This is a genomic window from Cellulosimicrobium sp. CUA-896 (assembly GCF_001942335.1).
Classification (GTDB): Bacteria; Actinomycetota; Actinomycetes; order Actinomycetales; family Cellulomonadaceae; genus Cellulosimicrobium.
Genome location: NZ_MKKH01000066.1, coordinates 43,061 through 66,687, shown reverse-complemented (window position 1 = coordinate 66,687; position 23,627 = coordinate 43,061). Strand labels below are relative to the sequence as shown.

Below are 23,627 nucleotides of genomic sequence, written 5' to 3'. Positions count from 1 at the left end.
CCGTGCGTCTCGTCCGGTCCCCGCCGGGCCGCGCCCGCCGGTCCCGCCGCCGGGCCGGACACGCGACCTCGGCTCCGCGCCCGCGCCGTCCGTCCCGGGTAGGTTAGGACCACTATGGCGACCCGCACGCCCCCGCAGGCACGTCGGACCGCGAGCAACCGCACGGCAGCGCCCCGCACGGCGCGCGGCGGTGCGACCGCGGCCCGCGGCTCGTCGCGCTCCGGCGGCGGCCGTCCGGCGTCCGGCGCGAGGCGTGCGCCGGCCGGCCGGCCCCCGGCCCGGCCGCCGTGGCCTATCCGCGCGCTGCGCGGCGTGTGGCTCGGCGCGGCGCACGGCGTTGGGGCGCTGACCCGGACGATCGGCAAGGGAGCGAAGGACCTGGACCCCGCACATCGGCGCGACGGCGTCGCGTTCCTCCTGCTCGCCCTCGCGGTCGTCGTCGCGGCCCGCGAGTGGTGGGGCATCTCCGGCGCGTTCGGGCGGGCCGTGCACGGCGTCGTCGCGGGCACGTTCGGCCTCGCCGGTGTCGCGGTGCCCGTGCTGCTGCTCTGGCTCGCGGTGCGCATCATGCGCCACCCGGAGCGCGCGCAGGCGAACTCGCGCGTCGCCATCGGGCTCACGCTCGTCGTCGTCTCCGTCTGCTCGCTCGTCCACCTGGCGGAGGACCTGCCCGCCCCGCGCGACGGCTTCGCCGCCGTCCAGGACGCGGGCGGGATCGTCGGGTACCTCGCCGCGACACCCGTCGCGACCGGCCTCACCGTCTGGTTCGCCGTGCCGATCTTCCTGCTGCTCGGCTTCTTCGGCCTGCTCGTCGTGACGGCCACGCCCGTGCACCGCATCCCGAGCCGGCTCCAGGCCGTGTACGACACGCTCACCGGCAACCACCGCACCGGCGGTGCGGACGCGGAGGACGCCGACGGGCTCGCGCTCGCCGAGGGCGTCTCGCGCCACGACGGCACGGACGAGGAGCCCGGCGGTCGGCGCCGTGGGCGCAAGCCCCGTCGGACGAAGGCGCAGCGTGCCGCGGAGGCGGCCGAGCTCGAGAAGCCCGAGGGCGGTTTCGCCGGCGACGAGGCGTTCGAGACCGCCGCGTTCCTCGACCGCGAGGAGTCCGCACCGCGCCGGCAGCGCGGCCGCCGGTCCGGCGACGCGCCCGCCGCCCAGCCCGACTGGGCTCCCACCGGCTCGCCCGCCACCGGGCCGACCGAGGCGGTCCCCGCGCTCGGTCAGGGCGCCGCGCAGGACACGGCGGCCGCCGGGCTCGGCGCCGTCGCGCCCGCGCCGGACGACGGGGCCGCGCCGGTGCCCCCGCCGCCGAACACGCCCGTGCCGCGCGGTGTGCAGCCCATGCTCGAGGGCGACACCGTCTACCTCCTGCCGAACGAGGACTCGCTGGTCAAGGGCGCACCGCACAAGGTGCGCTCCGCAGCGAACGACCGGGTCGTCGACGCCCTCACGCAGACGTTCGAGCAGTTCGAGATCGACGCCAAGGTCACGGGATTCACGCGCGGCCCCACGGTCACGCGGTACGAGGTCGAGGTCGGGCCCAAGGTCAAGGTCGAGCGCATCACGTCGCTGTCGAACAACATCGCCTACGCCGTCGCGAGCGCGGACGTCCGCATCCTCGCGCCGATCCCGGGGAAGTCCGCGATCGGCATCGAGATCCCGAACACCGACCGCGAGACGGTCGTGCTCGGGGACGTGCTGCGGTCCTCGGCCGCGCGCCGCACCGAGCACCCCATGGTCATGGGCGTCGGCAAGGACGTCGAGGGCGGCTACGTCGTCGCGAACCTCGCGAAGATGCCCCACATCCTCGTCGCGGGGGCCACCGGCGCCGGCAAGTCGAGCTTCATCAACTCGATGATCACGTCGATCCTCATGCGTTCCACGCCGGAGCAGGTGCGCCTCGTCCTCGTCGACCCCAAGCGCGTCGAGCTGACGATCTACGAGGGCATCCCGCACCTCATCACCCCCATCATCACCAACCCGAAGAAGGCGGCCGAGGCGCTCGAGTGGGTCGTGCGCGAGATGGACGCGCGCTACGACGACCTCGCCGCTTCGGCTTCAAGCACATCGACGACTTCAACGCCGCGGTGCGCTCCGGCAAGGTCAAGCCGCTGCCGGGCTCCGAGCGCAAGATCGCGACGTACCCGTACCTGCTCGTGGTCGTCGACGAGCTCGCCGACCTCATGATGGTCGCCCCCCGCGACGTCGAGGCGTCGATCCAGCGCATCACCCAGCTCGCGCGCGCCGCCGGGATCCACCTCGTGCTGGCGACGCAGCGACCGTCCGTCGACGTCGTCACCGGTCTCATCAAGGCGAACGTGCCGTCCCGCCTGGCGTTCGCCACGTCGTCGCTCGCCGACTCGCGCGTCGTGCTGGACCAGCCCGGCGCCGAGAAGCTCATCGGCCAGGGCGACGCGCTGTTCCTGCCGATGGGCGCGGCCAAGCCGATGCGCGTCCAGGGGGCCTGGGTCTCGGAGTCGGAGGTCCACTCCGTCGTCGAGCACGTGAAGTCGCAGCTCAAGCCCGTGTACCGCGAGGACGTCACGCAGACCGCGGCGAAGAAGCAGATCGACGAGGACATCGGCGACGACCTCGACCTGCTGCTGCAGGCCGCGGAGCTGGTCGTGACGTCGCAGTTCGGCTCCACCTCGATGCTCCAGCGCAAGCTGCGCGTCGGCTTCGCCAAGGCGGCCGACTCATGGACCTGCTGGAGTCGCGCGAGATCGTCGGACCGTCCGAGGGTTCCAAGGCGCGCGAGGTGCTCGTGACGCCCGAGGAGCTGCCGGCCGCGCTCGCGCTCATCCGCGGGGAGCCCGCCCAGGAGGTCTTCGACGGGCAGGCGGAGCAGTCGTCGGCGAGCACCCCGCCGGCGGGCGGTGGTCACGACTACGGCGAGGGCACGGACGGGCACATGCCCCCGGTCGCGCAGGAGTACCACGACGGCGCGGACGTCGAGTCCGGCTGGCGCTGACGGCGGACCGGACGCACTCCGGGCAGGATGACGCGGCGCGCGACGACGGGCGCACGCCGGGTCACCCTCTAGGCTGGAGACGTGGTCACCGCCGTCCCCTCCCCGTGGAACTCCGCGAACGTCGTCACCATGGTGCGGATCCTCCTCGTCCCGTTCTTCGCGTGGGCGCTCCTCGTCGACGGCGGGGAGTCGGTCACGTGGCGTCTCGTCGCGACGGGACTGTTCGCGGTCGCCGCGATGTCGGACCGGCTCGACGGCTACCTGGCACGGCGCTACGACCTCGTCACCGACCTGGGCAAGCTGCTCGACCCGATCGCCGACAAGCTGCTCGTCGGCACCGCGCTCGTGCTCCTCGCGTGGCCGCTCGGCGAGCTGCCGTGGTGGGTCCCGGTCGTCATCCTCGCGCGCGAGCTCGGCATCACCCTCATGCGTCTCGCGGTGCTCAAGTACGCGGTGATGCCCGCCTCGCGCGGGGGCAAGCTGAAGACGGTGCTCCAGTCGGTCGCGATCACGCTCTTCCTGCTGCCGCTGTCGGAGCTGCCCGACTGGCTCGGCGTCGTCGCCTGGGTCGTGCTCGCGGCGGCGGTCGTCGTCACGGTGGTCACGGGGCTGGAGTACGCGTACCAGGGCTGGCGGCTGCGCCAGCGCGCACTGCGGGCCGAGCGGGTCACCGCGGGCGAGTCGCACGCGCCGTGACCACGGCCGCGCGCCTCGTCGACGCACTGGTGCGTCGCGGGTGGACGGTGGGGGTGGCCGAGTCGCTGACGGGCGGGCTCGTCGCGGCGGCGCTCGTCGACGTCCCCGGCGCCTCGCGCGTCCTGCGCGGGGGAGTGGTCGCGTACGCGTCGGACGTGAAGGCGTCCGTGCTCGGTGTCGACCCCGGTCTGCTCGTGCAGCGCGGCGCGGTGGACCCGGACGTCGCGGCGCAGATGGCCGCGGGCGTCGTGCGCGCGCTGCGGGCCGACGTCGGCGTCGCGACGACGGGCGTCGCGGGCCCGGACCCCCAGGACGGGCACCCGCCCGGGCTCGTGCACGTCGCGGTCCGCACGCCCGAGGGCACGGCGGGTCGGACGCTGCACCTGGACGGCGGGCGGGACGCCGTGCGCCGCGCGAGCGCGCACGCCGCGCTGGTGCTCGCCCTGCGGCTCGTGGAGGACGACGACGAGGGCGCCGACGTGCTCCCGCGTGCGGCGCCGAGCGGCTGAGCCACGGCCTCGCGCAGGCCGTGCGTGACGCCGGCGCGTCCGTACCGTGGAGGCCCGATGGATGTCGGGCGCGTGGCGCGCGGGCGTCCGACGCGGGAACAACGCCCTCCGACGGCGCGTTGGACAGCACGTGATCGCCAACAGGACCGCCGCACGGCCGGCCGGCCGCCTCGACGTCGCTCCGCAGGCACGCCCCGGGCGCCGCCCCGGGGACCCGAGCGGGCCGGCGGCGGGGTACGGTAGGACGACCCCCGCCGTCGGGGGACGGAGCAGTACCAGCACGAAGAGTTCGAAGAGTTTGCGCACCCCGGTGGTAGCCCGGCAGGCTCCCGCCAGCGCACAGGACACGGAAGGGGGTCGCCAGATGATTGTTCTTCGACGTGAGATCGGGGACGTGCTGCGAGACGCTCGTCAGCGTCAGGGGCGCACCCTGCGAGAGGTGTCCTCCGCCGCGCGGGTCTCGCTCGGGTACCTGAGCGAGGTCGAGCGTGGCCAGAAGGAAGCGTCGTCCGAGCTCCTCGGGTCCATCTGCGAGGCGCTCGACATCCCGCTGTCGCTCGTCCTGCGCGAGGTCAGCGACCGCGTCGCCGTCGCCGAGGGCCTGCTCATCCCGGACACGATCCCCGCGGACTTCGCGACGGCCGTGCTCGGGCGCCAGAACCCCGAGGGGACGACGCGCCGCGAGGACCTGCAGCCGGTCGGCTGACGGTCCTCACCCGGGCGGCCGCTGGCACCCGGGGCACCAGAAGATCGGACGGTCGTACGGCGGGTCGTTCGCCGAACCGACCTCGACGGGCGTGCTGCACGTGCGGCACGCCCGTCCTGCGCGTCCGTGGACGCGCCGTTCGTAGCCGGCCCGCGGGTCGAAGCCGTGGCGCACGGTGCGGGCCATGAGCTCGCGGGCGGCGACGAGGATGCCGGGGAGGTCCGGGACGTCGCGCACCGGGGTCCAGGGCCACACGCCGCGGGCGTGCAGGGACTCCGCCGTCCAGATCGTGCCCAGCCCCGCGACGGTGCGCTGGTCGAGCAGGGCCTCGGCGACGGGCACGCCCGTCGCGACGCGCTCGGGCTTGTGCCGCGGCCCGAGGCCGCCCGCGGCGTCGTCCGCGCGCAGCCGCTCGACGGCGTCGGTCAGGCCCGTCTCGAGGAAGGCGTCGCCGAGGACGTCGGGACCGAGGTGACCGACGAGGCGGTGCTCGTCGACCGTGCGCAGGACGTGCAGCATGCCGATGCGCACGCCGACCGCCGTCCACCAGGCGTTCGCCAGCACGACCCGCACCGTCGGGCCGGCGCCCCGGGCGGAGGCCGTGCCGGTGCGGGCGACGTGCCACTCGCCCTCCATGCGCAGGTGCGTGTGCAGGGACCAGCCGTCGTCCAGCCGCGTGAACAGGTGCTTGCCGTAGGGCACGTTCGCGAGCACCGTCCGCCCCACGAGGTCCGTCTCGGCCGCGGAGGGCCATCGCAGCTCGGAGCGCACGAGCTCGCGCCCGGCCAGCGCCTCGTCCAGCCGGGCCGCCGTCAGCCGGACCACGTCACCCTCGGGCACGGCTCACCGCCCTCGCTCGTGCGGGCACGTGGGGCACGTCCGGGCACGTCCGGGGTGGGTCGTCCTCATGCGGCGCGCAGCCCGCGCGGCGTCGCGCGGAAGCCCGCGTCGAGCAGGGCGCGCGCCGTCTCGTCCGCCGGGGTGCTGGCGGTGCCCGCCCCGGCGAGCGCGTCGACGCCGTCGATGCGCTGGACGACGACCTTGCCCAGCCGCCCGGCACGGACCGCGTCGGCGAGCGCGGCGCACGCCTCGACGAGCCGTGGACCGTCGACGAAGGACAGCACGGAGCGGCCGCCGCGCTCGACGTACAGCGCGAGGTCTCCCTCGCTGAGCACGACGACCGCACCGGCCTTGCGTCCCGGCCGGTGTCCGCGCGTGCCCTCCTCGCCGGTCGCGGGCGCCGCGCCCGTCGTCGTCCCCCCGGCGGTCCGGGCGGGCCAGGCGAGCGCGGCGCCGTAGGGGTTCGCGGGGTCGGTCGCGGCGAGCACGAGCGTGCCCGGGCGGGTCCCGGTGCGCGCGGTGGCGCCGGGTCCGGCGTCGAGCGCGCGCTCGCGGTCCTGCCCGTCCGTGCGGAGCTGGTCGACGGCACCGGGCAGCGCGAACTGCGACCCGCCGAGGTGCTCGACGAAGTACCCGCGGCGCGCGGCGCCCGTCGCCTCGAGCTCCGTGAGCACGCGGTACACGTTGCGGAAGGAGCCCGCGACGCCCTCCGCCGGGGCGACGGCGCGCGTGAGCACGCCGTGCCGGTCCAGCAGCACGCGCGCGAGGGCGTGGGCGCGGCGCGTCGGGTCGGGCTCGCGCGCGGGCAGCGCCGACCACCGCCCGCCGCCCCCGCGCAGCGTCGTGTCCGCGGTGGCCGGGGGGCGCAGGCCGGCGAAGCGCGAGCGCGCCATCGGTCGCGCCCGCGCGGGGGAGCGCGGGGCGCGGTGCGCGCCGCCCGCGGCGCCGAGACGGGACCGCAGCGCGCCGAGGCCGTCGTTCGTGACGTGGCCCGACCACACGAGCTCCCACAGGGCGTCGAGCGTCGGCCCGATCTCCGCGCCGGCGCGCTCGGCCAGCGCCGACAGGAAGTAGCCGCCGGAGCCGCGCAGGAGGTCGAGGAGGGCCAGCGGCAGCTCCTCCTCGGGCGCCGGCGCCTCGTCGGGCAGCGTCAGCGGTGCCCACTCGGCCAGGTGGAGGCTGACGAGCCCGTCGCCACCGCCCGAACCGGGGAGCGCGGAGTGCCCGCACCACACGACCTCGCCCGCCGTGGTCAGCTCGTCGAGCATCGTCGGCGTGTAGTCGGTGACGCGGGCCGGGAGCACCAGCGTCTCGAGGGCTGACGCGGGCACGGCTGCACCGGAGAGCTGCTCGACGACGCGCAGCACACCGTCCGTGCCGCGCAGCCCGCCCAGCGCTGCCACCGCGGCAGGAACACGCCGAGCGTCTCCGACGCACCGGTTCGACCTCGGCGCGCAGCGCCGCGAGCGACCGGCGCCGGAGCACGCGCAGCACCTCGCGTCGCACCAGTCGTCGCCCGTCCCGCCGATCGCCTCGGGGCGCAGCCGGCCGCGCACCACGAGGCGCGCGGCCTCGAGACGCTCGAGCGCGTGCACGACCACCGCGACGCCGAGCCCGAGGCGCGCCGCGAGGTCGGGTGCGGTGAACGGGCCGCGGGTGCGGGCGTGCCGGCGCACCAGGTCGCCGAGCGGGTCGGGCACGGGCTCGGTGAACACCTCGGGGATGCCGACGGGCAGGGCGACGCCGAGCGCGTCGCGCAGCCGGCCCGCGTCCTCGACGACCGCCCACTGCCGTGCGCGCTCGTCGGGCACGCCGGCCAGACGCACGGCGATCACGCGGCGCGCGGCCTCGAGCTCGCGCAGCCACTCGCCGACCGCCGGGCGCACGTCGGTGCGGGTGCGGGCCGCGAGCTCGTCCTCGGTGAGCGGGCCGAGCCGGCGCAGGACGTCCCACAGGTCCTCCGCGTGCCGGGCCTGACGCTCCGTGACGAGCGCCCCGAGCTCGGCCTCCGTGCGCTCGATCGCGGCCGGGTCGAGCAGGTCGGCGAGCTGTGCGGTCACCCCGTCACCACCGAGCAGCTCGGCGAGCAGCGTGGGGTCGAGGGAGAGCGCCGCCGCGCGGCGCTCGGCCAGCGGGGCGTCGCCGTCGTACAGGAACTGCGCGGTGTACCCGAACAGCAGGGACTGCGCGAACGGCGACGGCGTGGGCGTCGTCACCTCGACGAGGCGGACGCGCCCGTGCTCGAGGTCGCGCATGAGCGCGGCGAGCGCCTCGACGTCGAAGTCGTCCTGCAGGCACTCGCGCGCGGCCTCGAGCACGATCGGGAACTCGGGGTACTGCGACGCGACCGACAGCAGCTGGGCCGAGCGCTGGCGCTGCTGCCACAGCGGCTGGCGGCGGTCGGGCCGGCGGCGGGGCAGCAGGAGCGCACGGGCGGCGGCCTCGCGGAAGCGGGACGCGAACATCACCGACCCGCCCAGCTCGGTGCGCACCGCGTCGAGCACCTCGTCGGCGTCGACGAGGAGGTCCTCGACCGGCACCGGGACGTCGCGGCCGGCGCGAGGGCCGTCGTCGGTGTCCGCGCCCGCCGCGTCGAGCCACGAGTCACCCGTGTCCGGCAGCCGCAGGACGATCCCGTCGTCGGCGTGCATGGCCGCCGCGTCGACGCCGTACCGCTCGCGCAGGCGCGCCGCGAGCACCAGCGCCCACGGCGCGTGCACCTTCGCCCCGTACGGCGAGTGCACGACGACGCGCCAGTCGCCGAGCTCGTCGCGGAACCGTTCGACCACGACCGTCCGGTCGTCGGGCACGCGACCGGTCGCCGCGCGCTGCTCGTCGAGGTAGGCGACGAGGTTGTCCGCCGCCCACGCGTCGAGCCCCGCCTGCGCGAGCCTCTCGCGCGCGGCGTCGCCGTCCCGCGCGACGAGCGCGTCCGTCTCGCGCACCCACGCCCCGAGCACCCGGCCCAGCTCGGCCGGCCGGCCGGGGGAGTCGCCCTTCCAGAACGGGAGCCGGCCCGGGATGCCCGGTGCGGGCGTGACGAGCACGCGGTCGGGCGTGATGTCCTCGATCCGCCACGTGCTCGACCCGAGCGTGAACGTGTCGCCCACGCGCGACTCGTAGACCATCTCCTCGTCGAGCTCGCCGACCCGCTTGCCACCGCGCGATGCGCGCTCGCGCGCGGTCCCGTCGCCGCCGCCGTCCGCACCGTCCCCCGTGGCCGTGGCCGTGGCCGCGGCGTCGGTGGCGAGGAAGACCCCGTAGAGCCCGCGGTCAGGGATGGTGCCGCCGCTCGTGGCCGCCAGGCGCAGCGCGCCGGGGCGGCCCGTGAGCCGGCCCGACGCGCGGTCCCACACGACGCGCGCGCGCAGCTCGCCGAAGTCCTCGCTCGGGTAGCGGCCCGCGAGCATGTCGAGGACCGCGTGCAGCGACGCGTCCCCGAGGTGCGCGTACGGCGCGCTGCGGCGCACCACCGCCGCGAGCTCGTCCACCGTCCACGGGTCCACCGCGACCATCGCCACGACCTGCTGCGCGAGCACGTCGAGCGGGTTGGACAGCACGTGCAGCTCCTCGATGCCCCCGGTGCGCATGCGCTCCGCCACCACGGCCGACGGCACGAGGTCGCCCCGGTGCGTCGGGAACACCACGCCCCGCGAGACCGCGCCGACCTGGTGCCCGGCGCGGCCGATGCGCTGCAGACCGGAGGCGACCGACGGCGGGGCGCCGACCTGGACGACGAGGTCGACGGCGCCCATGTCGATGCCGAGCTCGAGGCTCGACGTCGCGACCACCGCGGGCAGGCGCCCGTCCTTGAGCTCCGTCTCGGTGCGGGTGCGCTCGGCGCGGCTCATCGACCCGTGGTGGGCGCGCGCGATGACGGGCTCCACCCCGGAGCTCGCGCCCGACTGCGCCTGCACCTGGCGGCGGTGACCGTCCCGGGGTCGAGCACGTCCTCGCCCTGCCGCTCGGCCCACAGCTCGTTCATGCGCGCCGTCAGCCGCTCGGCGCCGCGCCGCGAGTTCGTGAACACGAGCGTCGAGCGGTGCCCCGACACCAGGTCCACGACGCGCTCCTCGACGTGCGGCCACACCGACGGGCGTGCGGGCCGGGCGAGGTCCGACCCGGTCGGCCGGGACGTCGCCGGACCGGACAGGTCCCGCTCGCCCGGGGGCAGCGGGACGAGTCCCGGCAGCCCGTCCGGGCCCGTCGGCGCGGTGCCGGAGAGGGCGGCCGCGCCCGTCCCCGGGCCGGTTGCCTCGCCGGTTGCCTCGCCGGTTGCCTCGCCGGTCGCCGCTCCGTCGTGCGGCTGCGCGCCCCGCGCCGGGGCGGACAGGTCGGCGAGGTCGGGCACGGGCACGACCACGTCGACCTCGATGCGCTTCGCGGCGGGCGGCTGCACGACGACGACTCGCGCCCGCCCTCCGACGCCGGGCGGTTCCCGCCGAGGAAGGACGCGACCGCCTCGACGGGACGGACGGTCGCCGACAGCCCGACGCGCTGCGCGGGCGGGCGCTCGTTCGCCTCCAGCAGCGCGTCCAGCCGCTCGAGGGACACCGCGAGGTGCGCGCCGCGCTTCGTGCCCGCGACCGCGTGGATCTCGTCGACGACGACCGTCTCGACGCCGGCGAGGCCTGCGCGCGCCTGCGACGTGAGCACGAGGAAGAGCGACTCCGGCGTCGTGATGAGGATGTCCGGCGGGTGCGTGGCGAGCCGGCGCCGCTCGGACGTCGGCGTGTCGCCCGTGCGCGTGCCCACGACGACGTCGGGCACCTCGCCCCCGAGCCGGGCCGCGGCCTGGCGGATCCCGGCGAGCGGCGAGCGCAGGTTGCGCTCGACGTCCGCCGCGAGGGCCTTGAGCGGCGAGACGTACACGACGCGCAGGCGCTGCTCGCGCTCGGGGACGGGGGTCGTCATGATGCGGTCGAGCGACCACAGGAACGCGGCGAGCGTCTTGCCCGACCCGGTCGGTGCCACGACGAGCGCGTGCCGGTCCCCGGACACCGCCTCCCACGCACCGGCCTGCGCCGCCGTCGGCGCGTCGAACGCGCCCGCGAACCACGCGCGCGTGGGCGCGGCGAAGCGCGCGAGCGGGTCGGTCCCCGCGGCACCGGGCGAGGTGCCGGGGGAGCCGGCGGCGGGGCTCCCGGGAGAGGAGGCGGGCGGGGCGGGCGTCACCGGGCCATTCTCGCCGCGGCCGCCCACACCCGCCCGGGCACCTCGGTGGCGGGGTCCGGACCGGCGGGCGCGTGCGCCGTGCGCCGGCGCACGTGGCAGGCTGGTGCCGTGCGCTACCGCGAGTTCTGGGAGCTGGTCGACGAGGTCTTCGGCGACGCCTACGGGCGCACGCTCGCGCGCGACCAGGTGCTCACGGAGCTGGGCGACCGCACGGCCGCCCGGGCGATCGACGACGGCGTCGAGCCGCGCGTCGTGTGGCACGCCCTGTGCGACGCGCTCGACGTCCCCGACGCGCAGCGCTGGGGGCGCGACGAGCACCGGCAGGCCCCGCCCGCCCGCTGAGGCGTGCGCGGCGGTCCCGCGCACCGGGGCCGTGCGTCGCGCATCATGGGGCCATGACCGACGCACGACGCGCGACCGGGCGGACGGTCCCGGTCGTGACCGCGGCGGACGTGCGCGGCGCCCTGTGGTCGCTCGTGTCCACCGCGGCCGGGCTCGGGATCGCGGCGTGGGTCGTGCCCGGCGCGGAGGTCACGGCCTTCGCGGCGCTCCTGCTCGCGGCGCTCGCGGTGGGGGTCGGCGACGTCGTCCTGCGCCCGCTCCTGCGCCGGGTGGCGGCACGCCTGGGGGTCGTCGGCGCTCTCGTGTCCGGCGTCGCGGCGCAGGTGCTCGTCGCGGGGGCCGCGCTGACCTACCTGCCCGGCCTGCGCACGTCGTCCTGGGCGACGGTGCTCGCGGTCCTCGTCGTCGCGGGAGTCGTGATGGCGCTCGGGCGGTGGGCGGTCGGCGCGAGCGACAACGAGTACGTGCTGGGCGACCTGCTGCGCCGCGCTCGGCGCCAGGCCGGCGGGCCGCACGCGGTCCCGGTCCCCGCGGACCCGTCCGGGACGGGCACGGGCGGCGGGACGCCCGGTCCCGACGGGCGGCCGGCGGGGATGCTCGTGGTGGTGCTCGACGGCGTCGCGCGCCCCACGCTGGACTACGCCCTGCAGGCGGGGCTCGTGCCGACGCTCGCGCGCTGGCTCGGCAGCGGCAGCCACCGGCTCGCGACGTGGTGGGCACGGGTCCCGGCGACGACGCCCGCGAGCACGGTCGGGATCCTGCACGGGACGACGGAGCACGTGCCGGCGTTCCGGTGGTGGTCGCGCGAGCTCGGGCGGCTCGTCGTGACGAACCGGCCCGCGGACGCCGCCGCGGTCGAGGCGCGGTCGGGCGACGGCGCGGGCCTGCTCGCCGGCGGCGGGGCCGCGGTCTCGACGATGTTCTCCGGCGACGCGACGACGACCCTGCTGGTGATGAGCCGCGCGTCCGCGGGACTCGGCCCGGGACAGCCGTTCGTCCGCTTCTTCGCGGGGCCGTTCGTGCTCGTCCGCGCGGTCGTCGGCGCGACGGGCGAGCTCGTCAAGGAGCTGTACCAGGGCTGGCAGCAGGCGGTGCGCGGCGTGCGCCCGCGCGTGCCGCGGCTCGGCTGGTACCCGGTCCTGCGCGCCGGGACGAACGTCGTGCTGCGCGACCTCAGCACGACGCTCGTCGCCGAGCAGCTCGTGCGCGGCGCCCCGGTCGTGTGCGTCGACCTCGTCGACTACGACGAGATCGCCCACCACGCCGGGCCGCTGCGCCCGGAGTCGTTGCGCGCCCTCGAGGGCCTCGACCGCGTCGTCGGGCTGTGGGAGCAGGTGGCCGCCGTCGCGCCGCGCCGCTACGAGGTGGTCGTGCTCTCCGACCACGGGCAGTCGCTCGGCGCGACCTTCGAGCAGGTCGTCGGGCGCACGTTCCTCGCGGAGGTGCGCCGCCTCATGGCGCCGGGCGCCGCCGGGCCGGACGAGCGTCGTGACGCGGACGGTGCGGTGCGGCCCGGGGCGGGCGGGCCGCCCGTGCCGGGCGCGGCCGGGCGGGCGCGACCCGCCGGACGTCGTCGGCCCGCGGCGCCGGACACGGAGGAGTGGGGCCCCGCGAACGCGGCGCTGCACGCGTTGCGCGGCCCCGCCCGTGGCCCGGACGACGCGGGCCGGATGATGGTCGGCCCGGACCGGACGGAGCGCGAGCCCCGCGCGGCCAGGGCGCACGACGAGCTGCCCGAGGTGGCCGTCGTGGGGTCGGGGAACCTCGGCATGGTGTGGTTCCCGCGCGAGGCCCGCCGGCTGACCGGGGACGAGGTCCGCGACCGCTGGCCCGCCCTCCTGGACGGCCTGCTGGCGAACCCGGCGGTCGGGGTCGTCGTCGTCCACGAGCGGCCCGCGGCACGCCCGGCCGGGACCGTGGTGGCGCACGGACCCGGCGGGACCCGCGACCTCGTCACGGGCGAGGTCGACGGGGACGACCCGCTCGCGCCCTACGGCGTGCGGGCGGCGCCGGACCTGCTGCGCGTCGCGCGGCTCGCCGACGCCGGCGACCTCGTCCTCCTCTCGCGCGTCGACGACGTCGGCATGGTCCACGCGTTCGAGGGCCTGGTCGGTTCGCACGGCGGCCTCGGCGGGGCGCAGAACGCGGCGGTGCTCGTGCACCCCGCCCGCCTGCACGTCCCGGACGACGAGCTCGAGGACGTCGACGGGGAGCCCGTGCTCGTGGGCGCCGAGGCGGTGCACCGCCGGCTCGTCGCGTGGCTCGAGGACCTGGGGGTCCGCGCTCCGGGATTACCGGACGGCGCGGCGGCGACCGCGCAGGACCGGCCGGACGGGGACGCCCGGCCGGGCGAGGCCGTGGCGACCGAGCCGCCGGGGGAGACGGGACGGTGAGGCTGCGCGTGACCTGGCTCGGGCACTCGACGGTGGTCCTCGACGTCGAGGGCGGGCCGCGTGTGCGACTCGTGACCGACCCGCTCCTGCAGCGCCACGCCGGGCTGCTGCGCCGGCGGGGCGAGCGCCCCGCGCCGGCGTGGCGCGACGCGGACGCCGTCCTGCTCTCCCACCTGCACCACGACCACGCCGAGCTCGGGTCCCTGCGGCTCCTGCCGCAGGTGCCCGTCCTCACGGCGCCCGCCAACGCGCGGTGGCTGCGCACGAAGGGGCTGCGCGGGGTCGGGCTCGGCGACGCGTGGTACCCGGTGGGCGGCGACGCCGCGGTGGACGGCGGTGCGGACGGCACGGGCGCCCCCGTGGCCGAGGTGCGGCTGGTGCACGCGGTGCACGGGCACCGGCCGATGCCGCACCGGCCGAACGCGGCGAACGGTCACCTCGTGCGCGTCGGTGCGGCCGGGGGGTCCGACGTCGGCACCCGGGTCTGGGTCGTGGGCGACACGGAGCACTACCCGGGGATGGTGCACCTGCCGCGGCTCGCCGACGGCCCGGTCGACGTCGCGCTCGTGCCCGTCGGCGGCTGGGGGCCGCGTCTCTCGGCCGGCCACCTCGGCCCGATGCAGGCCGCGCGCGTGTGCGCGGAGGTGGGCGTGCGCGTGGCCGTCCCCGTGCACTGGGGGACGCTGCACGCGCCGGGCGGTCGGCACGTGCCGCGCGGCTGGATGGACCACGCGGGCGCGGCCTTCGAGGCCGCGGCGCAGCGGCACGCCCCGGGCACGCGTGTCGTCGTCCTGCGTCCGGGGGAGTCGTGGTCGACGGCGTGAGGCCTCGGTGACGCCGGGGTGCGCGGCGCCGCGGCGGTCGCGACGACACGCCGACCCGCGCACGGGTGTCGAACAGGTGTTCGGCTAGAGTTGTGCACAGGTGCCGCCGCCGCGTCCCGCCTCCGGGCCCGACGGCGTCGGTCCACAGGTCCGCGGGCCGCCCGCGGCGCGTGTCGGTGGCTGCCCGTAGCGTCGGGCACGACGAACGACAGACCTGAACCCGCCGGGCCGAGCGGCCCCGGCGACCGAAGCACGGCGTCCGGCCACCACCGGGTGCCCCGTCCACGAAGGTGACCGACATGCCTGCACCCGCAGACCGCGAGAAGGCGCTCGAGGCGGCTCTCGCCCAGATCGACCGGAGCTTCGGCAAGAACTCCGTGATGCGGCTCGGCGACGAGGGTCGCGCGCCCGTCGACGTGATCCCCACCGGCTCCATCGCGCTCGACGTGGCGCTCGGCATCGGCGGCCTCCCGCGCGGCCGCGTCGTCGAGGTGTACGGCCCCGAGTCGTCCGGCAAGACGACGGTCGCGCTGCACGCCGTCGCGAGCGCGCAGCGCGCGGGCGGCATCGCCGCGTTCGTCGACGCTGAGCACGCGCTCGACCCGGAGTACGCGAAGAAGCTCGGCGTCGACACCGACGCGCTGCTCGTGTCCCAGCCGGACACGGGGGAGCAGGCGCTCGAGATCGCGGACATGCTCATCCGCTCCGGCGCGCTCGACATCATCGTCATCGACTCCGTCGCGGCGCTCGTGCCCAAGGCCGAGATCGAGGGCGAGATGGGCGACAGCCACGTCGGCCTCCAGGCGCGCCTCATGTCGCAGGCGCTGCGCAAGATCACCGGTGCGCTCAGCGCGTCGGGGACCACGGCGATCTTCATCAACCAGCTCCGCGAGAAGATCGGCGTCTTCTTCGGCTCGCCGGAGACCACGACGGGTGGCAAGGCGCTGAAGTTCTACGCCTCCGTCCGGCTCGACATCCGCCGCATCGAGACCCTCAAGGAGGGCACCGAGCCGGTCGCAACCGCACCCGCGTCAAGGTCGTCAAGAACAAGATGGCCCCGCCGTTCAAGCAGGCCGAGTTCGACATCCTCTACGGCGTGGGCATCTCGCGCGAGGGTGGCCTCATCGACATGGGCGTGGAGCACGGGTTCGTGCGCAAGTCCGGCTCGTGGTTCACCTACGACGGCGACCAGCTCGGCCAGGGCAAGGAGAACGCGCGCGGGTTCCTGCGCGACAACCCGGACCTTGCGAACGAGCTCGAGAAGCGCATCAAGGAGAAGCTCGGCGTCGGGGCCAAGGTCGACGCGCCGGCCGCGCCGGCCGCGGACGCGACGGCACCGGCCGACACCGCGGCCGTCCCTGCCGCAGCGAAGGCACCTGCCGCCGCGGCGGCGAGGGGGAAGAAGTCGCCGTTCTGACGAGCGACGGCCAGCCACGCGGGCGCCGGGCGGGGGGCACGTCCCCCGGCCGGCGCCCGCGCCCGTCCCTGCACGAGCTCGTCGAGAGCGGCGAGATCTCGGACGCGAGCTCGCGGAGCGCGCCCGGGAGACGCTGCTGCGCACGCTCACCGCGGCGCCGAAGAGCCGTGCCGAGCTCGCGCAGTCGCTCGGCCGCAAGGGCTACCCCGAGCGGGTGGTCGAGCCGCTCCTCGACCGGTTCGAGGACGTCGGCCTGGTCGACGACGCGTCCTACGCCGAGATGCTCGTGCGGACGCGGCACGGCGAGCGCGGTCTCTCCCGGCGCGCGATCGCGACGGAGCTGCGCCGACGGGGCCTGGACGACGAGACGGCCGCCGCCGCGCTCGGGCAGGTCGACGACGACTCCGAGGCCGAGGCGGCGCACGAGCTGGCGCGGGCACGCCTGCGCCGCACCGCCGGGCTCGACCGGGACGTGCGGATCCGCCGCGCCGTGGGCGCGCTCGCCCGCAAGGGCTACTCGCCGTCGCTCGCGTTCGAGGTCGTGCAGCGCGAGCTCGACCGCGAGGAGGGCGGCGACGGCGGAGCCGACGGGCCGTGGTGACGGTCCGTCGGCGTCGGCCGTCCCGGCGCTAGCGACCCCGGCCGTCGGCCTCGCCCGCGGCCGTGACCACCTGCCCGCCCTCGGCGGGGACCGTCGGGTTGCCCTCTCCGGGCCCCGCGGCCGTGGCCCCGGCCGTGCGGCCCTTGAGGAACCGCGAGAGCCACTGCGCCAGGCTGGTCAGCGCGAAGTTGATGACGATGAACACGACCGCGGCCACCGTGAGCGACTGCAGGTTGTTGCCGTTGCCGTTGCCGAAGATCTGCGCGGCCCGCAGCAGCTCGGAGTACACGATGATCTGCCCCAGCGCCGTGTCCTTGAGGACGACGACGAGCTGCGAGACGAGCGCGGGCAGCATCGCGATGAGTGCCTGCGGGAGCTGGATGGAGCGCAGGGTCTGACCGCGCGTGAGCCCGACCGCCAGCCCGGCCTCGCTCTGGCCGCGGGGCAGGTTGCCGACGCCCGAGCGCACGAGCTCGGCGATGACCGACCCGTTGTAGAGGACGAGTGCCAGCACGACGGCGAGGAACGACGGGTTGGGCACGTCGCGAAGCCGAAGAGCAGCCAGAAGAAGATCATGAGGAGCAGCACCGGCACGGCGCGGAAGAACTCGACGACGACGCCGGACAGCCACCGCAGCACGCGCAGGTGGGACAGCCGCCCGGAGCCGAAGAGCAGACCGAACGCGATCGCCCCCACGATCGCGAAGCCGGCGGCGCGCAGCGTGTTCCGCAGACCGGGCAGGTAGTAGTTCTCCCAGGCGTTCGCGGTGAACACCGGGCCCCACAGGTCCCAGGAGAGCTGCCCCTTGCGCTCCAGCTCCAGGAGGACGAGCGCCGCGATGCCCAGGACGACGAGCGCGCCGACGACGTTGCCGATCGCGATGTTGCGCCGCGCGCGCGGCCCAGGGGCTCGAAGAGGACGGACTGCTGGGAGCTCATCGGCGCACCGCCAGTCGGGTCGAGAGGGACGTCGTGAGCAGGCCGATCGGGATGACGAGGATGACGAACCCGATCGCGAAGATGAAGAAGATGCCGAAGATCACGCTCGAGTTGTTCTCGATCATCTCCCGCATCAGGGTCGCGGTCTCGGTCGAGACGCTCGCGGCGACGGCGACGGTCGAGTTCTTCAGCAGGGCGATGAGCGTGTTGCCCAGGGGCGCGATCGCTCCGCGGAACGCCTGGGGGAGGATGATCAGGCGGGCGGCCGGGAGGAACGGCAGCCCGATCGCGCGCGCCGCCTCGGCCTGGCCGAGCGGGACCGTGTTCACGCCCGAGCGGATCGCCTCGCACACGAACGCCGCGTGGTAGATCGTGAGGCCCACGACCGCGAACCGGAAGAAGTTCGTCGCGAAGTCCTGCGCGAGGCTGATCTGCAGCTGGGTCCAGATGCCGAGGACCATGAACGTCATGATGATCGTCAGCGGCGTGTTGCGGAGCACGTTGACGTACGCGGCGCCGGCCCACTGCAGGCTCACGATGGGCGAGATCCGCATGAGCGCGAGCACGGTGCCGAGGACGAGCGAGAGGATCGCGGCCCAGAACGTCAGCTGGATGTTGACCCAGAACGCGCCGACGATGTCGTACTGGCTGAAGAGCTCGGCGATCTGGGACAGGTAGTCACCCACGGTTCATCTCTTCCTCCGGGCGGCGTGCAGCGGCAGCGGCCGCGACGGGCAGGCGAGGGGAGCGGCGCGGTGCGCCGCTCCCCTCGGGGCGTCGGTCAGGCGCAGGCGTCGACCGACGGCGGGTTCTCGCTCGCGTTCGGCGTGTACCCGGTGCCCTCGGTGTTGGCCGTCACGAACTCCTCCCAGGAGCCGTCCTCGATCATCTGCTCGATCGCGGCGTTGACGTCCTCGCAGACGTCGTTGTCCTGCGGCAGGCCCACGCCGTACCGCTCCGTGGAGAACGGCGCGCCGACGACCTTGACCTGGCCCTGGTTCGCGGGCTGGGCGGCGAGGCCGGCGAGGATGATGTCGTCGGTCGTCACCGCGTCCACCTGGCCGGCGGTGAGGGCGGTGACGCACTCGGCGTAGCCCGGCCGCTCGAGGAGCTGCACGCCCGCGGCGTACTCGTCCTTGATGCGCTGCGCGGACGTCGATCCCGTGACGGAGCACAGGTTCTTGCCCTCGAGCGACTCGGGGCCGGTGATGTCGGTGTTGTCCTCGGCGACGAGCAGGTCCTGGCCGGCGACGAAGTACGGACCCGCGAAGGCCACGGACTCCTTGCGCTCGTCGGTGATCGAGTACGTCGCGAAGATCATGTCGACCTGGTTGGTCTGGAGCATCGTCTCGCGCTGCGCGGACGGTGCCTCGACCCACTCGATCTGGTCCTCGGAGTACCCGAGCTGCTCGGCGACGTAGGTCGCGACGTCGACGTCGAAGCCGGTGTACTCGCTGCCGTCCTGGTACCCGAGACCGGGCTGGTCGTACTTGATGCCGATGCGGATGGTGTCCCCCGCGTCGTTGGTGTCGGCCTGCTCGGGGTCGGTCGTCGTGCTGTCCGCCCCGATCTCGCTGCTGTCGCCGCACGCGGCGAGTGTGAGAGCCGTCAGCGCGGCCAGGACGGCGGCACCTGCGTGTCGTGTGCGCATCGTTCGTACCCTTCGTGAGAGGTGGTCGCCTGCCGAGGAGTGCTCGGGGACGGCGCCCGGGGGTGGGGGCTGGAGGACGTCAGTGGGTGAGGATCTTGGACAGGAAGTCCTTGGCGCGCTCGCTGCGCGGCGCCGTGAAGAACTCCTCCGGGTGGGCCTCCTCGACGATCTGCCCGTCGCTCATGAACACGACGCGGTTCCCGGCCTTGCGCGCGAACCCCATCTCGTGCGTGACGACGATCATCGTCATGCCCTCGCGGGCGAGGGCGACCATGACGTCGAGGACCTCGTTGATCATCTCCGGGTCGAGCGCCGAGGTCGGCTCGTCGAACAGCATGACCTTCGGGCGCATCGCGAGCGCGCGGGCGATGGCGACGCGCTGCTGCTGCCCGCCCGAGAGCTGCGCCGGCATCTTCTCCGCCTGGTTCTTCACGCCGACCCGGTCGAGCAGCGCGAGCGCGCGCTCCTTCGCGTCCTTCGACTTCTCCCGGCGCACCTTGACCGGCCCGAGGGTCACGTTGTCGAGGATCGTCTTGTGGGCGAAGAGGTTGAACGCCTGGAAGACCATGCCGACGTCGGCCCGCAGCCGCGCCAGCGCCTTGCCCTCCTCGGGCAGCGGCTGTCCGTCGATCCGGATCTCGCCCGCGTCGATCGTCTCGAGGCGGTTGATCGCGCGGCACAGCGTCGACTTCCCGGACCCCGAGGGGCCGATCACCACGAGGACCTCGCCGCGGCGCACCGTGAGGTCGATGTCGCGCAGCACGTGCAGGTCGCCGAAGTGCTTGTTCACGCCGTGCAGCTCGACGAGGGGTTCTCCGAGGTCGGGGGAGCTCGCGGACGCGTCGGGGTGGGCGTCCTGCGCGCTCCCGCGCGCGTCGGACGGCGATGGGGTCTCGTCGGCCATCCCTGGACCATAAGACCAGTGTGTTGCGGCGTGCCACCCGATCGGGCAACAGTCGGGCAACAGTTCCGTAACACGCGCGGGCGCGCCGTACCCTGGACGGTGATGTCCACGATCGCCCCCGCACCAGCGCCAGCAGCCGCCCCCGCCCCCGGCGCCGTCGTGCCGACCGCGCCGGCGCCGACGGCGAGGCCCGCACCTACGTCGTGCGCACGCTCGGCTGCCAGATGAACGTCCACGACTCCGAGCACATGGCCGGCATGCTCGAGCAGGCCGGCTACACGCGCGCGAGCGCGGAGGACGAGGCGGCGAACCGTGCGGACGTCGTCGTCATCAACACCTGCGCGGTGCGCGAGAACGCGGCGACGCGCCTGTACGGCAACCTCGGCCAGCTCGCGTCGGTCAAGGCGCAGCGCCCCGGCATGCAGATCGCGGTCGGCGGGTGCCTCGCGCAGAAGGACCGCGGCACGATCGTCGACAAGGCGCCGTGGGTCGACGTCGTCTTCGGCACGCACAACCTCGACGCGCTCCCGGTCCTCCTCGAGCGCGCGCGGCACAACGAGGCCGCGCAGGTCGAGATCGCGGAGTCGCTGCAGGTCTTCCCGTCCACGCTGCCGACCCGGCGCGAGTCCGTCTACGCCGGGTGGGTGTCCATCAGCGTCGGGTGCAACAACACGTGCACGTTCTGCATCGTGCCGCACCTGCGGGGCAAGGAGCGCGACCGCCGTCCCGGCGAGGTGCTCGCGGAGGTGGGGGCGCTCGTCGAGGCCGGGGCCATCGAGGTCACGCTGCTCGGCCAGAACGTCAACAGCTACGGCGTCGAGTTCGGCGACCGCGGGGCCTTCGCCAAGCTGCTGCGCGCGTGCGGGACCGTCGAGGGCCTGGAGCGCGTGCGCTTCACCTCGCCGCACCCGGCCGCGTTCACCGACGACGTGATCGCCGCGATGGCGCAGACGCCGAACGTCATGCCGCAGCTGCACATGCCCCTGCAGTCGGGGTCCGACCGCGTGCTGCGCGCCATGCGCCGTTCGTACCGGTCCGAGCGGTTCCTCGGCATCCTCGACCGTGTGCGCGCCGCGATGCCCGACGCCGCGATCACCACGGACGTGATCGTCGGCTTCCCCGGCGAGACCGAGGAGGACTTCGCCGAGACCCTGCGCGTCGTCGAGGCGTCCCGGTTCGCCTCCGCCTTCCTGTTCCAGTACTCGCCGCGGCCGGGCACGCCCGCCGCGACGATGGAGGGACAGCTGCCCAAGGAGGTCGTCCAGGAGCGCTTCGAGCGGCTCCAGGCGCTGCAGGAGCGGATCGCCGCCGAGGAGTCCGCGCGCCAGGTCGGTCGCACGATCGAGGTGCTCGTCGGCGAGGGCGCCGGCAGGAAGGACGGCGCGACCCACCGCGTCACCGGTCGCGCCCCCGACAACCGGCTCGTGCACCTCGCCCTGCCCGCGGGCGTGGCGCTCGGCGCGCCCGACCTGGAGGAGGCGTCCGCGCCGCACGCGCCGCGGACGACCCACGGCTCGCGGACGTGCCCGACGCGCGGCTCCCGCGCCCGGGCGACGTGGTGACCGTCGCGGTCACGCGGTCCGCGCCGCACCACCTCATCGCCGACTCGGCGCTCGCGGGCGGCCCGTTCACGGTGCGTCGCACCCGGTCGGGGGACGCGTGGGCCGCGCGCGAGCGGGCGCTGCTCGGCGGTGCGGACGACCACGGGCACTCCCACGGCGGCGCGTCGCCGGCCGGTCCGGTCGTGCTCGGTCTGCCGTCCGTGCGCCGCTGAGCCCGCGCGTCCGTGCGCCGCTGAGCCCGCGCGGCGGGTGGTCAGTCCTCCACGACCCCCGGCGGCAGGTGCGCGGCGATCGCGTGGAAGAGCTGCACCGCGGTCCCCAGCCCGCAGGAGACGGTCTGCGCGAGCTGCGCGTCGCTCGCGCCGTGCTCGAAGTCGACCGACACCTCCGCGTACACCGCGAGCCGGCCGGCCTCCTCGCGCAGGTAGACCTTCGGCCAGATGCGCTCGCGGTTCCAGTCGTTGACGGCCTGGAGGGTGGGCAGGCGCGCCTCGACGGGCAGCGTGGTGGACCAGCGCCCGCGGACCTGCACGATCTCGGAGCGCTCGCCGAGCAGGAGGAACCAGAACCGGTGGCCGTCCCAGGTGCCGGTGATGTCGCCGTCGTCGTCGACGCGGAAGTGGTAGCCGCGCCGCGTCAGGTGGTCGCCGACCCGCGACATCGACAGCGGCCGGGGCACGTCGCGAGGGCTCCCGGCCGGCTCGGGAGGCTTGGGGCGACGGTTGCCGAAGAGGCGGGCGAACCAGCCGGTGCGCGCCGAGCTCACGGTGCCTGCCTCGCCGGGTCGGGGTAGAACTCGTCGAGCGCGTCGAAGAACATCGACCCGGTGCTGAGGCCGCACTGCAGGAGCTGGTCCAGCTGGTCGTCCGTGACGCCGTGCTCGAGGTCGACCGTCATCTCGGTGAACACCTGGATCATGCCGTTGTCGCGCACGCGCGTGTACGTCTTGGGCCAGATGCGGTCCGCGTTCCACTCGTTGCAGAACTCGAGCACCTCCTCCAGGCGCTCGATCGCGAGGTCGCGGTTCCACTGGCCCCGCACCTGGAGGATCTCGTCGCTCTTGCCGAAGAGCAGGAAGTAGAACAGGCGTCCGTGCCACAGCCCGCCGACGTCGCCGTCGGAGTCCACGAAGTAGCTGTACCCGCAGTCGGTGATCCACTCGACGACGCGGTCCAGGGCCAGCGGGGTCGGCACGCGCCGGTCCTCCGTCACGACCTGGCCGAGCTCGCGCTCGAGCAGCTCCTCGACCTGGGACCGCAGCGCCTCGTCCCCGTCGGCCCCGCCGCCCGACGCGTCGCGCCCGTGGCCCTCCTCCCGCCGGTCGTCGTCGCGCCCACCGAAGAACCTCACCGTCCCACCGTACTCGCGACCGGTGCGCGGCGTCGCGCCGCCCGGGCGGACCCAACGGCCCCGCGCTCGTCGGGCCCACGTCTCGCTACCGTGGGCCCGTGACCCTGCGCGCCGTCGTCCTGCCCGCCACGCCGCTGCTCGTGCCCGGCGCGGCGGGCGCCGCCGAGGGCCTGCGCGAGGCGCGCGCGGAGGTCCTCGCGGCGCTGCGCGCGACCGCGGCCGGCGACGGCGCGGTCACCGTCGTGGCGTGGGACCGGACGCGGCGTCGCACGCCGCGACCGGCGTGCCGGCCGCGGGACCGGCTCGGGCGTCGCTCGCCGCGGCCGGGATCGCCGACGTCCGGGTGGCGCCCGCGTGGCGCGCGGCGCTCGCGCAGGACGAGGCCGGAGCGGCGCGCACGGCCGGGACCGGCGCGTCGGTCGCGCTCCTCGCGCTCGGCGCGGCCGGGCGCACCGGCGCGGTGGACGTCGTCGAGCTCGGCCCCGACGCCGCGGCGGACGCGTCCCGCGATCTCGGGCGCCGCCTGCGCGACGGCGGGGGTGCGCTCGTCGTCGCCGACGACCCCCGCTGCCCGGCGCTCGCCGCCGTGCTCGAGGGCTACGTGGACCGGGGCTGGCGCCACGGGCGGGCGGTGCGGCCCGGCCCGGACGGCACGAGCACCGTCGAGGTCGGGTGGTTCGCGGCGGACGTCGGCGCGGAGGCGGGCGCGGGGCACCGCCCGCCGTCCGGGTAGCGTTCCGCC

At 75.5% G+C, this 23,627-nt stretch carries 14 protein-coding genes and 5 pseudogenes; 11 read left to right on the top strand and 8 right to left on the bottom strand.

Features of this window, described 5'->3' with window-relative positions:
* The first annotated feature begins 114 nt into the window (after positions 1-114).
* The 4 genes and pseudogenes from BJF88_RS15900 (at position 115) to BJF88_RS15885 (ending at position 4,888) form a co-directional block, all read left to right on the top strand.
* Positions 115-2,977, top strand: a pseudogene (locus BJF88_RS15900) (DNA translocase FtsK 4TM domain-containing protein).
* 81 nt (positions 2,978-3,058) lie between these two features.
* Positions 3,059-3,673, top strand: a complete 615-nt coding sequence (pgsA, locus tag BJF88_RS15895; RefSeq protein WP_075829502.1) for a CDP-diacylglycerol--glycerol-3-phosphate 3-phosphatidyltransferase — start codon at positions 3,059-3,061, stop codon at positions 3,671-3,673.
* Positions 3,670-4,182, top strand: coding sequence for a CinA family protein (locus BJF88_RS15890; protein ID WP_075829501.1), 513 nt, complete (start codon positions 3,670-3,672; stop codon positions 4,180-4,182). The genes pgsA and BJF88_RS15890 overlap by 4 nt, the downstream gene beginning before the upstream one ends.
* 364 nt (positions 4,183-4,546) lie before the next feature.
* Positions 4,547-4,888 (top strand): helix-turn-helix domain-containing protein, encoded by a 342-nt coding sequence (locus tag BJF88_RS15885; protein ID WP_075829500.1) that lies wholly within the window; start codon positions 4,547-4,549, stop codon positions 4,886-4,888.
* A gap of 6 nt (positions 4,889-4,894) precedes the next feature.
* Here BJF88_RS15885 and BJF88_RS15880 read toward each other — a convergent pair whose 3' ends face one another.
* Positions 4,895-5,728: a DNA-formamidopyrimidine glycosylase family protein gene (locus BJF88_RS15880; protein ID WP_075829499.1), complete on the bottom strand. Its 834-nt coding sequence runs from the start codon at positions 5,726-5,728 to the stop codon at positions 4,895-4,897.
* A 65-nt stretch (positions 5,729-5,793) separates the two neighbouring features.
* Positions 5,794-10,787, bottom strand: a pseudogene (locus BJF88_RS15875) (DEAD/DEAH box helicase); the annotation flags it as partial.
* Between the two features lie 224 nt (positions 10,788-11,011).
* Here BJF88_RS15875 and BJF88_RS15870 point away from each other — a divergent pair.
* The 5 genes and pseudogenes from BJF88_RS15870 to BJF88_RS22530 all read left to right on the top strand — a co-directional run bounded on the left by BJF88_RS15870 (position 11,012) and on the right by BJF88_RS22530 (position 16,480).
* The gene (locus BJF88_RS15870; RefSeq protein ID WP_075829498.1) at positions 11,012-11,245 is read left to right on the top strand and encodes a DUF3046 domain-containing protein; all 234 of its coding nucleotides are present in this window, start codon (positions 11,012-11,014) and stop codon (positions 11,243-11,245) included.
* A 53-nt stretch (positions 11,246-11,298) separates the two neighbouring features.
* Positions 11,299-13,638 carry an alkaline phosphatase family protein gene (locus BJF88_RS15865; protein ID WP_075829497.1) on the top strand — a complete coding sequence of 780 codons (2,340 nt, stop codon included), beginning with the start codon at positions 11,299-11,301 and terminating at the stop codon, positions 13,636-13,638.
* Between the two features lie 8 nt (positions 13,639-13,646).
* Positions 13,647-14,462, top strand: coding sequence for an MBL fold metallo-hydrolase (locus tag BJF88_RS15860; RefSeq protein WP_369824643.1), 816 nt, complete (start codon positions 13,647-13,649; stop codon positions 14,460-14,462).
* A gap of 299 nt (positions 14,463-14,761) precedes the next feature.
* Positions 14,762-15,879: pseudogene (recA, locus tag BJF88_RS15855) on the top strand (recombinase RecA).
* Positions 15,821-16,480 (top strand): regulatory protein RecX, encoded by a 660-nt coding sequence (locus BJF88_RS22530; protein ID WP_255372104.1) that lies wholly within the window; start codon positions 15,821-15,823, stop codon positions 16,478-16,480. Before recA ends, BJF88_RS22530 begins: the two are co-directional and overlap by 59 nt.
* 28 nt (positions 16,481-16,508) lie before the next feature.
* Here BJF88_RS22530 and BJF88_RS15845 read toward each other — a convergent pair.
* From BJF88_RS15845 to BJF88_RS15830, 4 genes and pseudogenes are all read right to left on the bottom strand, one after another.
* A pseudogene (locus BJF88_RS15845) lies at positions 16,509-17,418 on the bottom strand (amino acid ABC transporter permease).
* Complete coding sequence (locus BJF88_RS15840) at positions 17,415-18,104, bottom strand: amino acid ABC transporter permease (protein ID WP_075829494.1); 690 nt, start codon at positions 18,102-18,104, stop codon at positions 17,415-17,417. The pseudogene BJF88_RS15845 and the gene BJF88_RS15840 overlap by 4 nt, the downstream one beginning before the upstream one ends.
* Before the next feature lie 95 nt (positions 18,105-18,199).
* Positions 18,200-19,069: a glutamate ABC transporter substrate-binding protein gene (locus BJF88_RS15835; protein WP_075829493.1), complete on the bottom strand. Its 870-nt coding sequence runs from the start codon at positions 19,067-19,069 to the stop codon at positions 18,200-18,202.
* Positions 19,070-19,148: 79 nt separating this feature from the next.
* Complete coding sequence (locus BJF88_RS15830; protein WP_083649209.1) at positions 19,149-19,973, bottom strand: amino acid ABC transporter ATP-binding protein; 825 nt, start codon at positions 19,971-19,973, stop codon at positions 19,149-19,151.
* A gap of 102 nt (positions 19,974-20,075) precedes the next feature.
* On the opposite strand from BJF88_RS15830, the pseudogene miaB reads away from it, so the two are divergent.
* A pseudogene (miaB, locus tag BJF88_RS15825) lies at positions 20,076-21,747 on the top strand (tRNA (N6-isopentenyl adenosine(37)-C2)-methylthiotransferase MiaB).
* Between the two features lie 41 nt (positions 21,748-21,788).
* Here miaB and BJF88_RS15820 read toward each other — a convergent pair.
* Together BJF88_RS15820 and BJF88_RS15815 are read right to left on the bottom strand one after the other, a co-directional pair.
* A complete protein-coding gene (locus BJF88_RS15820) occupies positions 21,789-22,301 on the bottom strand; it encodes a YbjN domain-containing protein (protein WP_075829492.1) in 513 nt (170 codons plus the stop codon).
* On the bottom strand, positions 22,298-22,885 hold the full coding sequence (locus tag BJF88_RS15815) for a YbjN domain-containing protein (protein WP_083649208.1): 588 nt from the start codon (positions 22,883-22,885) through the stop codon (positions 22,298-22,300). The genes BJF88_RS15820 and BJF88_RS15815 overlap by 4 nt, the downstream gene beginning before the upstream one ends.
* A gap of 247 nt (positions 22,886-23,132) precedes the next feature.
* Here BJF88_RS15815 and BJF88_RS15810 point away from each other — a divergent pair, with 247 nt between their 5' ends.
* Positions 23,133-23,618, top strand: a complete 486-nt coding sequence (locus BJF88_RS15810; RefSeq protein WP_075829491.1) for a hypothetical protein — start codon at positions 23,133-23,135, stop codon at positions 23,616-23,618.
* Positions 23,619-23,627 lie beyond the last annotated feature (9 nt).